The sequence below is a fragment of the Mesorhizobium sp. WSM4312 genome, from assembly GCF_002294875.1.
Taxonomy (GTDB): domain Bacteria; phylum Pseudomonadota; class Alphaproteobacteria; order Rhizobiales; family Rhizobiaceae; genus Mesorhizobium.
Genome location: NZ_NSFU01000023.1, coordinates 54,196 through 69,069 on the forward strand (window position 1 = coordinate 54,196; position 14,874 = coordinate 69,069).

A 14,874-nucleotide genomic window follows, 5' to 3' on the forward strand; every position below is an offset into this window, starting at 1 on the left:
CAGCGCTATTCCTCGCCGGCCCCGTCCTCGCCTTGCGCGTCTCGGCGCCAATAGGCGGTGACCAGGTGCCGGTCGCGCGGCAGGCCCCATCCTTTGCGCACGATGCTGCGGATTTCGCGGAAGTCCGCGAACTCGCACCCGGCCCAGACATAGAGATCGTCGGCCGCGGGACCGCGCTCACGCAGCGCCGCGGGCAGCAGGCCGGCGCCGCCCGCTTCGCGGCCATGCCGGTAAAGCCAGCGGACGGCGATGTTGTTGCCCGCCGCCAGCGCCATCCGGTCTCGCGGACCATCGACCTCGATGATGGCTTCGGCGCGAGCGGACGGCGCAAGCTCTTCCAGCATCCGGCCGATCGCCGGAAGCGCGGTATCGTCGCCCAGCAGAAGCAGGTTCGATGCCTCGGGCAAGCCGCCGCCGCCGGGGCCGATCATGCCGATGACGTCGCCGCTCCGCGCATCCAGCGCGAAGGCCGCGGCCGGCGTCTCGGCACCAGGATGCAGCACGAAGTCGATGTCGAGCCAGCCCTCGGCCACGTCCAGCGCGCGAATCGTGTAGACCCGCACGGTCAGCGCATCCTCGCCGGACGGCCAGACGATCAGGCCGTCGGCACCCATGGTCGGCCAGACCGCTTGCCGTCCGGTCGGCGGCAGCAGAAGCCGGACATGAAATCCGCCATGGCTGAAGCGGTCGAGGTCGCGGCCTGAGAAACGCAGGCGCTGCATATGCGGCGACAATCGCGTCGAGGACAGGACCGAAATCTCGCGGAAGAACACCGGCGTGCCGGCATCCGCGCCGTCGCCATGCCAGCGCAACCCTTCGGTCGTGCGCAGATGCGCGGCGATGTGGCCAGCAAAGATCATCTTCATGTAGGAGAGGCAGGTCTCGTCCTCCGCCGCGACGCGGATCAGCACGCCACCGTCCTCGAACGAGGCATTCAACGAGCCGTAATGCGTGCGCAATTCCCATTGGCCGACAACGCCGGTGTCGATCTCATAGTCGCTATGCTCAGCGCACAGCCTGTCCATCACCGCGCAGATGCCTTCGCTTTGGATACGAGTTTGCGCGCTCAAGGGCTTCATCGTCGGCCTTTCCATACCCAGTGCGGCGACACCGGCTGAAGCTCGGTGTCGACAAGCGTCGGCATGCCACAGCGCCGGCGGCATTGCCACTAAAACATGATTATTACAGTCATATTTTTGGACGAAACCGCGGGAAGGCGCCTTGACGCATCCGGTCTTCAGCTGATGGCCAGGCTTGCGATCCGATCGCCGTCCAGCGTCAAGGGCATGTCGCCCTCGCTGTTTGAAGCCGTTGCCCGTCACGGCGACGCGGGCATGATAGACGCCGTCGCGTTGCGCGACGCGTACGATGCGAAGGTTGGACTGGACGCCGATATTGTCCGACAGGTTCCACCGAGCGATCCCGTTGCGGCCACGGAAATCGCGACCCCAGTCGCTCAGGAAAGCATCGTCGCTAGATGCGGCTAGAAGGCTTCGGTATCGCCGGCATTGGTGGCTTGGACAAGGCGGCGGATCGCGTCGCGCGTGCTCATCAGTCCAACCTGTGCATCAGATCATCATCCAGCCAGCGGCCGAAGAAATAGACCAGTTGCTTGTGCCACCACGGCCAGTCATGGCTGACGTCGCCGCCCCAATAGTCGACCCAGGCGGGAATGGATTTGTCGCGCAGGATCTGTTCCAGCTGGCGCGTCTCGACCAGCATGCGTTCTTCCCAGGCGCCCTGCCCGCAGCAAAAGATCAGCCGCAGCGCCTTCAGCCGGGCCAAAAGCTTCGGATCGACGATGCCGGGCAGGTAATCGAGCGGCGAGTTGTAGAAGATGTCGCCCTCCAGCGCCTTGCCGAAGAAATCGCGGGCCGAATAGACCCCCGACAGCGAAATGACGCCGCTTGCCAGTTCCGGAAAGCGGAAGACGAAGTTCGACGAATGGTAGCCGCCCATCGAACAGCCTGAAAACAAGGGCTTCAGCCTGCGCCCGCCATTGGCGGCCGATGCGGTGGAGAGGATTTCCGGCAGCGCCTCCTCGCGCACATAGCGGAAATAGGCCTCGTGGCGGCCGATGCGATGCGCGGCGTCGGCATGCTTGTCGAAGAAGGATTCCGAATCGATGCCGTCGACCGTGAACAGCTGGATACGGCCGGTGTCGATGAACTCGGCCAATGCGCCGACGCCACCGGAATCCTCGAACTGGTAGAACCGCCCCTGCGAGGTCGGGAACACCACCACGGGCCGACCGGCATGCCCGTAGCGCTTGTATTCCATGTCGCGGCCGAGCTTGCCGGAGAAATGCTTGTGATAGGAGATGTCCATCGCCTCAGGCCTTTTCCGCGTGGATATAGGCAACCGCCTCGCGCAGCGCCGCCTGATCCTTCGAGCGCATCTGGTAGGCGTAATTTCCCATGGCGCGGCTGAAAACCTCTTCGATGGCCTGATGGTGGACGATCTTGTCGCGGTGCGCCGCTAGCACGTCCTCGTGGCTGTGCAAATAGTGGAGGTGCCGCTTGCGGCTGGCATAGGCGGTGAAATACTTGCCCTCATAGGGTCCGCCGGCGGCATCCTTGACCACCATGTCGGCCCATGCCGCGTAGACGTCGATGTCGAACGTGTAGTTGATGGCGTCGGTCATCCAGGCGCCGGGCGGCCGCATGTTGACCTCCAGCGCGATGATCCGGTCGTCCCTGGTCTCGAACAGCTCGATGTGGAAGAAGCGCTCGCGCACGTCGAACGCCTTCAGGATCTTGCGGCCGGCCTCCTCGACCGCTGGCCTGATATGGGGAAAGCAGGTGTAGCTCATATGGCGGTCCTTGTTGACCACCTCCATGACGCTCTGGTCGTAGCGGTGGCTGGCCGCCAGCACCACCTCGCCGTCGCGGTTGACCAGCCCGTCATAGGTCACCACCAGCCCCTCGATGAATTGCTCCATGACGAAGGTCACGTCCTCGGGCTTGTCCCGGAAGAACTGGTCGAGCTCCCCTGTGTTGGAGATCTTGAAGGTATTCGAGGCGCCTGAGCCGCTATCGGGCTTCACCACCACCGGGTAGCCGACGCGCCGGATGAAGGTCATCGCGCCGGCGCGGTCGGAGCATTTGCGCTGCGCGATGGTCTCGACGCCGCTCTTGCGGAAGAAGGCGCGCATGCGGCTCTTGCGCTTCAGGTTCTTCACGAAATCGAGCTTGGTGCCGTAGATGTTGAAGTCGGTGCGGATGTTGGCCTCCAGCTCCAGCCAGTGTTCGTTGAGCGATTCGAACCGGTCGATGCGGCCCCATTTGTGGATGAAATGCCCCATCGCCCGGAACACCGGATCGTAGTCCTCCATGTCCGCGACGCGGTAATATTCCGAAAGCGCTGCCTTCAGCCTGCCGTCCAGCACGTCATAGGGCGCATCGCCAATGCCGAGCACGGTGGCACCGGCCTTCTTCAGCCGGTCGCAGAAATCGGCGCCGTTGGTTGGAAAATGCGGCGAGAAGAACACGAAATTCATGGACACCCCCTCATGGCGGCGGCGCACCGCAGCCCCGCCGGCGCGCAAGTCTGGCGCATTTGCGCCGCCTGGGGAAGAGCACCCGCATTGGGATAATGTTCAACGGATTCAGCCCCCGCTTGCCTCTGCGGGGGCGCTCCTGTATGAGAACCGGCATGAACACACGCGCCACCATCGCTTCCCGTCAGACCGGCTTTGCCGGCGAGACCGTGCGCGCGCTTGCCTCGACCCTGCTTCTTCTCGGCCTTATCGGCGATCGCCGGGTTCGCTGAAGGAGCGCCCGGCGGTCGAACCGCCGCGCAAGCGCATGCTCCTTGGCCAGTCTCAAAATTGGCAGTCACATCAAGCGAACGAAAATCTGGTAGAGGCGCCACTCGCCAGCCATCCGTCCGGGACGGATCCGAGGGCCGCCGGGAGAACAAGACGATGAACGCACGAGAACAAATCCGCCCTGACGCCGCGGTCGCCGGCGAGCATGTGGAACCAGCCCGCGGCATGCCCGACGCGGCCCGCAAATATCAACCCTATCCGACGGTTGGCCTCACCGACCGCACCTGGCCCTCGAAGGTCATCGACAAGGCGCCGATCTGGTGTTCGGTCGACCTGCGCGACGGCAACCAGGCGCTGATCGATCCGATGGGCCATGAGCGCAAGGCGCGCATGTTCGGCCTGCTGCTCGACATGGGCTTCAAGGAGATCGAGATCGGCTTCCCCTCGGCCTCGCAGACCGACTTCGACTTTGCCCGCTGGTGCATCGAGGAAGGCAACGTGCCCGCCGATGTGTCGCTGCAGGTGCTGGTGCAGTGCCGGCCCGAGCTGATCACGCGCACCTTCGAGGCGCTGAAGGGCGCCACCAACCCGATCGTGCATTTCTACAATTCGACCAGCGAATTGCAGCGCCGCGTCGTCTTCGAAAAGGATGTGGGCGGCATCAAGCGCATCGCTACCGATGCGGCCAAGATGATCACCGACATGGCGGCCAAGGCCGGCGGCGGCTATCGCTTCGAATACTCGCCGGAAAGCTTTACCGGCACCGAGCTCGAAGTCGCGCTGGAGATCTGTAACGCCGTCACCGAGATCGTCAGGCCGACATCGGACAACAAGCTGATCATCAACCTGCCGTCGACGGTCGAGATGTCGACGCCCAACATCTATGCCGACCGCATCGAGTGGATGTGCCGCAATCTGGACAACCGCGAGAACCTGATCATCTCGCTGCATCCGCACAATGACCGCGGCACCGGCATCGCCACCACCGAGCTCGGCTTGATGGCGGGCGCGGACCGCGTCGAAGGCACGCTGTTCGGCAATGGCGAGCGCACCGGAAATGTCGACATCGTCACGCTGGCGCTCAACATGTACACGCAAGGCGTCGATCCGGGCATCGACTGCTCCGACATCAACCGCATGAAGGACGTCTACGAATACTCGAACCAGTTGAAGATCCCCGAGCGTCACCCCTATGTCGGCGAGCTCGTCTACACCGCCTTTTCCGGCTCGCACCAGGACGCCATCAACAAGGGCATGAAGGCGCTGAAAAAGGCCAACACCGGCCTGTGGGAGGTGCCCTATCTGCCAATCGACCCGGCCGATGTCGGCCGCAGCTACGAGGCGATCATCCGCATCAACTCGCAGTCCGGCAAGGGCGGCATCGCCTATGTGCTGCAGGCCGATTACGGCCTCAATCTGCCGCGCAACCTGCAGATCGAATTCAGCCAGGCGATCCAGGCGATCACCGATGCCGAGGGCAAGGAAGTGCCGGCCAAGCGCATCCATGAGCGCTTCCTCGAAACCTATGTCGACCAGCCGGGCGCGCGCCTGAAATTCCTCGACCACCACACCTATCCCGATACAGTGGTCAAGGGCCGGCGCGTGATCGAGGCAGTGATCCTCGACAAGGGCAAGGAAGTGACCATTACCGGCACCGGCACAGGCCCGATCGACGGCTTCGTCGATGCGCTGTCGCGCCATGTCGGCATCGAGATGTCGGTGCTCGATTATTCCGAACACTCGATGCAGCGTGGCTCCAATGCATCCGCCATTTCCTATGTCGAAATGGAATATCCCGGCGGTAAGCTGTTCGGCGCCGGCATCAACACCAACATCGTCGCCGCCTCGCTGGAAGCGGTGACGTCGGCCGCCAACCGCATCGTCGGCCGCAAGCCGCGGTAGCGTCTACCGACGATTGGCGCGAGAGATCACAACCGCTCTCGCGCCAGCCGTTTTTTCGGCCTTGGCCTCAAACGGCTGACAGTGGCGACCCACCAATCCTGTAGCCGGCATCGGCCGCGTCATTAACCACCGGAAAATTATCCGGTGAGGTACGCGATCGCATAAGGGGTGTATACTTGTGTGGTGATGCGAGCCCTATATGATCGCGCCTCAACCTGTGCCGACTTCGAGAGGATCGACACTTGCAGCATGCCACGCCTGCCGCCCCCGCAGTGCGCGAGACACTGGAGCGACTGCTTGCCAGCGAAACGTTCGGACGGTCCGAGCGCGCGCGCAAACTGATCCGTTATCTCGTCGAACGCGAACAGGCCGGCGAAGCCGACAGGCTCAAGGGCTTTTCCATCGCCATGGACGTCTTCGGCAAGGACGGCGATTTCGATCCATCGACCGATGCCGTGGTGCGGGTGCAGGCAGGCCGGCTGCGCGAATTGCTGCAGCAGTATTTCGCCAACGAAGGCATCGCCGACCCCGTCCGCATCGCCATCCCACGCGGCGGCTACGTCCCGGCCTATGAGCTCAACGCCATTCGTCTGCCGGAAGCAGCCAAACCCGCCGAGCAGACGCCGGCGGCGGCTCCGGCCGAGCACCCCAGTGCTGCCGAGGAGGCCGTGGCACCCGCCGCATTGCTGGCGCCGGCGGCAGCACCCGCGCCTTCGGTGGCGCGCCACCTCCGCTTCTTCTGGATGGCGATCGCCGTGGTCATCGCCATGCTCGGCGTCCTGATCCTGCGTCAGGGCGGCGGCGCGCTGCTCGCCGGCGGCGATCTGCCGGCGACGTTCGAGAGCGCCGGCCTGACCAGCAGCATCGGGCCGTCCCCGGTCAGCGAGGCCCTGCCGCTCGTCTACATCGCCGTCAAGGGCAGCGGCGCGGACGCCACCCGCGTCGCCGCGTCGTTGCGCGCCGGCCTGAGCGGCTTCGATACGATCGATTTCATCGGTCGCGACACTGTCGACAAGACCGATCCGGCCGCCGGTGCAACGAGCTTCATGTTCGATGTCCTGCCTGGACCGGGCGCTGGCGAGATCACCATCGAACTGCAAAGCGTGGCGACCGGACGTGTGCTTTTGTCGCGCAAGCTGACCGTCGCCGACAGCGCGCCATCGACCGTCGAGGACCGTATCGCCGGCATCCTGAGTTCGGCGCTGCCCGCGTCCGGCACGATCTACAACTACATCGAGCAGAGCGGCATTCAGAACGGCCTGACGCAGTGCCTGCTGCTCAATGGGAAATACTATCTCGACCAGAACGCCAGAACCCACGAGGCCGCCTATCGCTGCCTCGAAACCCTTGCCGAGAACGGCGCAAGATCGTCGCTTGTTTATTCCGAGCTCGCCTCGTTACACCTCGAGGCCGTGAACGACCACTACGCCTATCCGCCGGATGCGACGATCGAGAAGGCGATGACATTCGCCCATCGCGCCGTGCAGATCGGTCCGACCAGTCCCTATGCGCATCGTTCCTACGGCTACATCAATTCGCGTCTTGGCAACGCCGACGAAGCGCTGCGCTGGATGCGCAAGGCCTATGACCTCAACCCCTATGACGTCGCCATGGCGGCCGCCTATGGTTATGGGCTGGTTTTCGCCGGCCGCTACGCCGACGGAACCCCCCTTCTGGCCCATGCCGTGGATGCCTCCAGCGGCCATCCGACATGGTGGGATTTCGGGCTTTTCGCCGGGGAATTCATGCTTGGCGACACGAACAAGGCCGCGATCGCCAGCTCTGCCCTGAGAACCACCGCAACAAAGTCACACTATCTTGCAGCCCGGCTGATCGGCGCCAGGATCTCCGGTCAGGACAGCCTGGCACGTAAGCTGCTCGATGAACTCACCACCAAATTCCCCAAATTCGCCGCCAACCCTCGCGCGACCTTCATTGACCGAAAATATCCGGCCGACCTGACCGAGCGGCTGATCGGCGCCTTGCGCGCCGCCGGGCTCGGCAACGCCAGCTGACCTCGTTTGGACCAATGGAATTGTTGGGCGTTTGCGCCCACAGGACGAAGCGCCGATCGGGCTGATTTCCCGGCTTTTGCCGGACGAACCCTTGGATGACATGCCAGCGCTCGCGAAAATCGCGAAAGGTTTACTGGCCATCGCTTTGGACAAAGAGCAATCCAGTCGCATTTCAAGCGTTCCCGCAATTTGATACCGTCCGCTTTCATGATCTCATCGCTCCACGCTGCCGAAAAGGGTGCCGGGTCCAAGACCATCGTCTTGCTGCACGGTTTCGGCGGTTGCGCTGACGTTTGGCGCGACGTGATCGTCCCGCTGGCGCCCTCCGCGCGCACGCTTGCTTATGACCTGCCGGGACATGGCCTATCGCTCGACTTTCCCGATGCCGGGCCTGCAAAGGTGGCGGCAAGGGCCGTTCTTGCCGACCTTGCGGCCCGCAGGGCCAAACGCATCCATCTCGTTGGCCATTCGATGGGCGGAGCGGTGGCGACCTTGATGGCTCTGGCCGAGCCGGAGAGGGTGGCCTCGCTGACGCTTCTGGCGCCTGGCGGCTTCGGCCCGGAGATCAACGGGCCGCTGTTGCGTCGTTATGCCGGCGCACAGAGTCTGTCCGAGATCCTCGCCTGCCTTGCCGCCATGTCGGGTCCACGGGCGCCGCCTTTTGATCACACCGCCGATACGCTCCGCGAAATGCGCCAGCGACCCGGACAATCGGAAAAACTCGTCGCGATCGCCGCCGCCATGACCAGGGACGACCGGCAAGGCGTCATCCCGCGTGGGCATCTGGACAGGCTGACCATGCCGGTGATGGTGGTATGGGGCAGTGATGACGCGGTGCTGCCCTTCACCCAAGCCGACGACCTGCCGGCGCGCTTTCATGTGCATCAAGTGCTGGAGGCCGGCCATATGCTGATCGAGGAAGCGCCCGATCTGATCGCCAGCATCATCCGGCGCAATATGAACCGTCGGGCCAGACCCGTTCGCCCCAAACTCGCCGCCGCCGCCAGTTGAGTTGCTTAATGCATGTCGCCCAAAAATGACCTCGCTTTTGGCAGCACGACATGCATGAAACAAAGATCTGAAGCGCGTCGCGTAACGCGACGCGCTTCGGCGCAACATCCCACAGCGCGTCGGTCCGCTTCATCTCGCCAGTGCATTTTGCCGGCGTCTGTGTTAACCCCGTGTTAACCAAACCCGCGAGGCAGACGCCGATGAAGGACGCAGGCGAAAAGATCGATCCGTCAAGCAAACTGTCCGATGCCGTCCGTGATGTGAAGAACGCCTTCGCCGACCGCGACGATGTCGTCGTCGACATGCGCGAGGCGCATCGCATGCGCCTTGATCTCCTGGCCGCCGAACTCGCACCCGTCTTTGCCGATGTGCCCGCCGACATGGACAATTTCGACTTCGTCGTTTCGTCAGGGCTGCAGCCGCGTCTGTGGATCGATGCCGTCAGCCATGTCGCCATGGGGCGCGACCGCCGCACCTACCGCTTCCTCAAGGACACCCGCATCGGCCGTGTGGTGCTTGCCGAATCGACCGAGATGAAGCGGGTTGCCGATTCGGTGACCCGGTATGTCGCCGAGCGCATCGTCGAGCGCCAGAGGATGATGGAGGGCGGGGTCGAGCCGGCCGTCGCCAGCATGAGGCGCGCCGAGGTGGCGGAGGCCGAGCCGCCGCTGCGGTCGCCGCAACGCGGCAAGGGCTGGTCGGCCTTCCTGTCAGGCCTTGGCCTGGTCGCCGCAGGCGCACTGGTCGGCCTGGCGGTGTCGGTCGCCCTGTTCTGGGACCGCCTCGTGGCGATGGTGTTCAGCCTGCGGCCATAGAAGCGCTGGCCTCCACACCCAGTTCCAAGGTCTGCAGATCGGCAGGCGGTATCGCCGGCCCGGTCAGGCCGCGCCGCGTCAGCCGGATGCGCCAATTGCCCTTTTCGCCATCGATATCGAACAGATTGTACTGTGCGGCCGGATGCTTGCCACCCGGCGCCTGGCCGGCGGCGGCGACCCCGACCACTGGAACCTTGGTGCCGCGCAGCCCGATCTGGAACAACGACGGCAGATGCGAATGACCGTGCAGGACAAGTTCCGCACCGTTCTTGCGAATGACCTTGTGGAAGCGGGCGATGCCGAACAGCCGCTTGTGCTGCGAGACGGCGCCGCGCACCGGCGGATGGTGGATCATGATCGCGCGAAACAGGCCTTGCCCGGCCGCATCGCGCAGGATCTTGCCGAGCCGCTCCGCCTGCCCTTCCATGAAAAAGCCGTTGGCCATGAAGGGTGCCGTGGCGCGCGCCGTCGAGACGCCGATCAGCGCGACATTGCCGCGCACGCGCAGATACGGGAACGCGTTGCGGTCGACCGGCGTGTTGACGCCGTCGCCGCTCATCCAGGCCGCCCATGCGCGGCAGACCTTGTCGAAGGCGCCGGGCACATAGGCGTCGTGGTTTCCGGGAACCACGGAAACGTCGTTCGGCGATCCCAACGTCTCCAGCCAGTGCTTGGCCATCTCGATCTCGCCGTCGAGCGCCAGATTGACGAGGTCGCCGGTGACGGCGAGGTGGTCGGGGTTCTGCGCCTTGATGTCGGCGGTGATGGCGTCGATGACGGCGTCATGCATGTGGCGCCGGCGATTGCGTTGCCAGTTGACGTAGCCGAGCACGCGCTTGGAGGCGAGATCGCGATAGGATACATCGGGGAGCGGCCCCAGATGGACATCGGAAATATGCGCGAGCCTGAACATCCATCCCTCATAGGCGACCAGCGCCGCGCTTTCCACTCAAGGTTTTCTTACCGGTTTCGCACCTGATGGCAAATCCGGACGACATCTTCCGACAGACCGGCTGGCCGGGTTTGCGGGCCAGGCTGTTCCATCTATATTTCGTGCTGCGGCGGCCAATGACGCTCGGCGTGCGCGGGCTCGTCCATGATACCGCGACGAATTCCGTTTTCCTGATCCGCCATACCTATGTGCCCGGCTGGCAGCTTCCCGGCGGCGGCGTCGAGGTCGGAGAAACGCTAGCCGAGGCGCTGGTGCGCGAACTCGCCGAGGAAGGCAACATCGCGCTGAACGCGCCGGCGGTGCTGAAGTCGATGCATTTCAACTGCCGCTCCAGCCGCCGCGACCATGTCGGCTTTTACGTCATCGAGCATTTCAGTCAGACGATACCGAAGCTGCCGGACCACGAGATCGCCGAGGCCGGCTTCTTCCCGCTCGATGGTTTGCCGGAGGGAACGACGCCGGCAACGCTGCGACGGATCGCCGAAGTTTTTGGGGAGGAACCCGCGTCGCCCTATTGGTAAGCTTGCCTTAGCCGTTAAGTCGCAAACTGCGACGCTCGTCGATGTCGAGATTGTCCGCAAGCCGAAGTATCAGATTGGGTTCGCCGTTCATCCCAAGCGGTGGGTTGTTGAACGCTTCTTAGCGTGGATCAGCCGAAAGCGGCGGCTCTGGAAAGATCCGCAAGCGACATCAAGTCCGCAAAAGTCTTCCTTTGCGCGGCATGCATCATGACCCTCGTCAGACGCATTGCCCGTGCATCATGAATTCTCGCACGGGCTCTCAGATCGCGAACCTTGCCCGGTCATGCGGCGCGCCATAGTCGAGCTCCGGCCCCACCGGCACGATTCGTGTCGGATTGATCGTTTCGTGGCTGCCGTAGTAGTGCGCCTTGATGTGATGCAGGTTCACAGTCGCGGCGACACCAGGCACCTGATAGAGATCGCGCAAATAGTTCGACAGGTTCGGATAGTCGGCGATGCGCCGCAAATTGCATTTGAAATGGCCGACATAGACCGGGTCGAAGCGCACCAGCGTGGTGAACAGCCGCCAGTCGGCCTCGGTGATGCGGTCGCCGACGAGATAGAGCTGCTTTGACAACCGCTCCTCCAACGTATCCAGCGCCGCGAACAATTCGCCGAACGCCTCCTCATAGGCACGCTGCGTGGTGGCGAAGCCGGCGCGGTAGACGCCGTTGTTGACCGCGGGATAGACCAGCGCGTTGACGCGGTCGATCTCATTGCGCAGGTCCTGGGGATAGAAGTCGAGGCTTGCATCGCCCCATGCGTCGAACGCCGAATTGAGCATCCGGATGATCTCGGAAGACTCGTTGGAGACGATGGTCTGCTCCTTCTTGTCCCACAGCACCGGCACGGTCACCCGGCCGGAATAGGCGGGATCGGCCTTGGCATAGATCTGGTGCAGGAAATCGAGACCGTAGAGCGTGTCACCCGTGGCGCCGTCCTCGGCCAGGAATGTCCAGCCGTTGGCGCCCATGAAATGATGCACGACCGAGACGGAGATGATGCCTTCGAGCCTCTTCAGCGCGCGAAAAATCAGCGTCCGATGCGCCCACGGGCAAGCGAGTGAGACATAGAGATGGTAGCGCCCCGGCTCGGCCTTGAAGCCGCGCCTCCGGCCTTCGGCCGGCGCCCCGTCGACGGTGATCCAGTCACGCCATTGCGACTGCGTTCGCACGAACCTGCCGCCATTGTCAGCCGTATCGTACCAGCGATCCTGCCACCTGCCCTCGACCAGCAATCCCATGCGAATCTCCTTGCATCCTTCCGCATTATCTAGGCGCAAGTTTGCCCCGCCGAAGACGTCAGGCGCTGAACAGACCGTCACTTGACGGAGACGGCGAACACATCAGGCCAATTGCGGCGGCCGAAAATTGATGCTAGCGGACACTCCGCATGTTCGACTTTGCTTTGATCCGGTTTGACCGACGACGAAAGGGCGCCCGCGCTTGATGAAGCGCTGACTGGCGAACGCTGCCGTTTGCAGCAACCTTTCCTCCTCTACCGGAACGCAAAGACCATGAGCCTTGCCGACGTGAAATACCTGCCGGAAACTCCGGCGCACGACCCCGAAATCGAAGCCATCAATGACGAGGCCTTCGGGCCCGGCCGCTTCGTGCTGGCCGCCTACAAGATCCGCGAAGCCGGCGGCCACGAGCGTGCACTGTCCTTTGTGGCGGTCGATGGCGATCTCGTCGTCGCCTCGGTGCGCATGACCCGCATCGCCGCCGGTGCCGGCCGCGCGCTGATGCTCGGGCCGCTCGCGGTGCGGCCGGCCTTCAAGAATCTCGGCATCGGTCGCCGGCTGGTGGCGATCGCGCTCGAAGCGGCTGCAAAGGCCGGCGCACCCGCCGTCATACTGGTCGGCGACGAGCCCTATTACGGGCCGCTCGGCTTCAAGCGTATCCCGCGCGGCCAGATTTCGATGCCGCGCCCTGTCGATCTCGACCGCCTTTTGTCGCACGAGATCACGCCGGGCGCGGTCGCCAGGCTCACCGGCGAGGTCGGTCATGCCAGCCAGGCCAGGGTCGCCGAGCACGTCTAGGCGATGGCTTGACCTTGGCCGTCGATCCAGGCCTGATCCATCCCTGTTTTCTGGGAGCAATTCCAGGAAGATGTGAAACGGTTCGGCGCTTTTGTGAAATAATGAATTTCTCCGGGAAAGGATGACGCCATGAACCCGAACGGCCAGATCGCGATCGTCACCGGCGGCGGCTCCGGCCTTGGCGAGGCGACGGCGCGCGCGCTTGCCGCCAAGGGTGCCCGCGTCGCCATCTTCGATGTCGGCATCGATCGCGCCGCCAAGGTCGCCGCCGAAATCGGCGGCATTGCCGTCCAATGCGACGTCAGCAACGCCGACAGCGGCGCCGCCGCCGTCGCCGAGACGGCGAGCAAGCTGGGCGAGCCGCGCCTCCTGGTCAATTGCGCCGGCATCGCCATTGGCGTGAAGACGATCGGCAAGGACGGGCCGCATCCGCTCGATCAATACCGCAAGGTGATCGAGGTCAATCTGATCGGCACCTTCAACATGATCCGCCTGGTCGCCGACCGCGCTGCCAGGCTCGAGCCGCTGCAGGGCGGCGAACGTGGCGTCATCGTCAACACCGCTTCGGTCGCCGCCTATGACGGCCAGATCGGCCAGGCCGCCTATTCCGCTTCGAAGGGCGGCGTGGTCGGCATGACCCTGCCGGTGGCGCGCGACCTTGCCCGTTCCGGCATCCGCGTCTGCACCATCGCACCCGGCATCTTCAAGACACCGATGATGGCCGGCATGCCGCAAGAGGTGCAGGATTCGCTCGGCGCTGCCGTGCCCTTCCCGTCCCGCCTCGGCGAACCGTCCGAATATGCCGCACTTGCCCTGCACATCATCGAAAACCAGATGCTGAACGGCGAAACCATCCGCCTCGACGGCGCCATCCGCATGGCGCCGAAGTAGTATAAGTCCAGAAGTGCGATGCGGTTTTGGCCGACTTTCATAGAACGCTTGCCAGGACCGGCATCATCGTCTGATAAGTGGAATAGGAAAATCAACTTAGCAGGACGAGACCCTTGGCCGATCGAAAGAAGGACGTGATCCGCCAGACCGACGCCGAGGCGATCCGCTTGGCGAAGACGCTCCTGCGCAGCGCCCGCTTCGGCGCCCTGGCGGTGCTGGAGGCGCAGACCGGGTCGCCGCTGGCGAGCCGGGTCGGCGTCGCCACCGATATCGACGGCGCACCGCTGATCCTGGTCTCGATGCTCTCGGCCCACACGCCCGCCATGCTTGCCGATCCACGCTGTTCCCTGCTGCTCGGCGAGCCCGGCAAGGGCGACCCGCTGGCGCATCCGCGCCTGACGCTGATCTGCCAGGCGTCGCGGCTTGAGCGTGGCTCTGACGCACACGCCCGCGCCGAGCGCCGCTATCTCAACCGCAATCCCAAGGCCCGCCTCTATGCCGGGCTCGGTGACTTCTCGATCTTTCGCCTCGAGCCGCAGCGCGCCAGCCTCAATGGCGGTTTCGGCAAGGCCTATCTGCTCGATCGCTCCGATCTCGTCACCGTCGGCCCCATCGTCGAAGAACTTGCGGTAAGCGAACAATCCGCCATCGAGCACATGAACGCGGACCATCTGGACGCGGTCGCCATTTATGCGCATCATTACGCAGGGGCATCTGCCGACGGCTGGGGCATCGCCGGTTTGGACGCCGATGGCATGGATCTGGTGTCGGGAGACGATGTTTGCCGGGTATTCTTCCCACAACCTCTGGTAGCGACGAGGGAATTGCGACCCGTTCTGGTCGAAATGGCCAGGGGCGGCCAGGCGGCCGGACGGGCAGATGATGAAACTTAATTGCATTTGATCAAAAGCAACACTTGAGATTTGAAGGAAATGTTCTACCCTTCACAGGTGGCAC

General features: G+C 63.8%; 14 protein-coding genes and 1 pseudogene. 10 read left to right on the forward strand and 5 right to left on the reverse strand.

Annotated features, from left to right (window positions below; translation table 11 throughout):
- Positions 1–5: 5 nt before the first annotated feature.
- Positions 6–1,079, reverse strand: coding sequence for a siderophore-interacting protein (locus tag CK228_RS29770; protein ID WP_095790152.1), 1,074 nt, complete (start codon positions 1,077–1,079; stop codon positions 6–8).
- A gap of 165 nt (positions 1,080–1,244) precedes the next feature.
- Here CK228_RS29770 and CK228_RS35510 point away from each other — a divergent pair, with 165 nt between their 5' ends.
- Positions 1,245–1,487 (forward strand): hypothetical protein, encoded by a 243-nt coding sequence (locus CK228_RS35510; protein ID WP_179296084.1) that lies wholly within the window; start codon positions 1,245–1,247, stop codon positions 1,485–1,487.
- A gap of 64 nt (positions 1,488–1,551) precedes the next feature.
- Here the strand turns inward: CK228_RS35510 and CK228_RS29780 are convergent, their stop codons facing one another.
- Both CK228_RS29780 and CK228_RS29785 read right to left on the reverse strand, forming a co-directional pair.
- Positions 1,552–2,328, reverse strand: coding sequence for an alpha/beta hydrolase-fold protein (locus CK228_RS29780; protein ID WP_095773474.1), 777 nt, complete (start codon positions 2,326–2,328; stop codon positions 1,552–1,554).
- Between the two features lie 4 nt (positions 2,329–2,332).
- Positions 2,333–3,499, reverse strand: a complete 1,167-nt coding sequence (locus CK228_RS29785; RefSeq protein WP_095773473.1) for an ATP-grasp domain-containing protein — start codon at positions 3,497–3,499, stop codon at positions 2,333–2,335.
- Positions 3,500–3,925: 426 nt separating this feature from the next.
- Between CK228_RS29785 and leuA the strand changes: the two genes are divergently transcribed.
- The 4 genes from leuA to CK228_RS29810 all read left to right on the forward strand — a co-directional run bounded on the left by leuA (position 3,926) and on the right by CK228_RS29810 (position 9,512).
- A complete protein-coding gene (gene leuA, locus CK228_RS29795; protein WP_095773472.1) occupies positions 3,926–5,671 on the forward strand; it encodes a 2-isopropylmalate synthase in 1,746 nt (581 codons plus the stop codon).
- Positions 5,672–5,913: 242 nt separating this feature from the next.
- Positions 5,914–7,686 carry a tetratricopeptide repeat protein gene (locus tag CK228_RS29800; RefSeq protein WP_095790133.1) on the forward strand — a complete coding sequence of 591 codons (1,773 nt, stop codon included), beginning with the start codon at positions 5,914–5,916 and terminating at the stop codon, positions 7,684–7,686.
- A 207-nt stretch (positions 7,687–7,893) separates the two neighbouring features.
- The gene (locus CK228_RS29805) at positions 7,894–8,697 is read left to right on the forward strand and encodes an alpha/beta fold hydrolase (protein ID WP_095773470.1); all 804 of its coding nucleotides are present in this window, start codon (positions 7,894–7,896) and stop codon (positions 8,695–8,697) included.
- A gap of 200 nt (positions 8,698–8,897) precedes the next feature.
- Positions 8,898–9,512 (forward strand): hypothetical protein, encoded by a 615-nt coding sequence (locus CK228_RS29810; protein WP_095790153.1) that lies wholly within the window; start codon positions 8,898–8,900, stop codon positions 9,510–9,512.
- Here CK228_RS29810 and CK228_RS29815 read toward each other — a convergent pair.
- On the reverse strand, positions 9,496–10,425 hold the full coding sequence (locus tag CK228_RS29815) for a metallophosphoesterase (protein ID WP_095773703.1): 930 nt from the start codon (positions 10,423–10,425) through the stop codon (positions 9,496–9,498). The genes CK228_RS29810 and CK228_RS29815 overlap by 17 nt on opposite strands.
- 65 nt (positions 10,426–10,490) lie before the next feature.
- On the opposite strand from CK228_RS29815, the gene CK228_RS29820 reads away from it, so the two are divergent.
- The gene (locus tag CK228_RS29820; protein ID WP_095773469.1) at positions 10,491–10,985 is read left to right on the forward strand and encodes an NUDIX domain-containing protein; all 495 of its coding nucleotides are present in this window, start codon (positions 10,491–10,493) and stop codon (positions 10,983–10,985) included.
- 25 nt (positions 10,986–11,010) lie between these two features.
- A pseudogene (locus CK228_RS36110) lies at positions 11,011–11,228 on the forward strand (IS5/IS1182 family transposase); the annotation flags it as partial.
- A 16-nt stretch (positions 11,229–11,244) separates the two neighbouring features.
- Here the strand turns inward: CK228_RS36110 and CK228_RS29830 are convergent.
- Entirely contained in the window at positions 11,245–12,228 is a 984-nt protein-coding gene (locus tag CK228_RS29830) for a glutathione S-transferase family protein (protein ID WP_095790134.1), read from the reverse strand.
- Between the two features lie 273 nt (positions 12,229–12,501).
- Here CK228_RS29830 and CK228_RS29835 point away from each other — a divergent pair, with 273 nt between their 5' ends.
- From CK228_RS29835 to CK228_RS29845, 3 genes are all read left to right on the forward strand, one after another.
- Positions 12,502–13,026, forward strand: a complete 525-nt coding sequence (locus tag CK228_RS29835) for an N-acetyltransferase (protein ID WP_027047317.1) — start codon at positions 12,502–12,504, stop codon at positions 13,024–13,026.
- A 129-nt stretch (positions 13,027–13,155) separates the two neighbouring features.
- Positions 13,156–13,917: a 3-hydroxyacyl-CoA dehydrogenase gene (locus CK228_RS29840; RefSeq protein WP_095773467.1), complete on the forward strand. Its 762-nt coding sequence runs from the start codon at positions 13,156–13,158 to the stop codon at positions 13,915–13,917.
- Positions 13,918–14,030: 113 nt separating this feature from the next.
- On the forward strand, positions 14,031–14,810 hold the full coding sequence (locus CK228_RS29845; protein WP_095790135.1) for a HugZ family protein: 780 nt from the start codon (positions 14,031–14,033) through the stop codon (positions 14,808–14,810).
- Positions 14,811–14,874 lie beyond the last annotated feature (64 nt).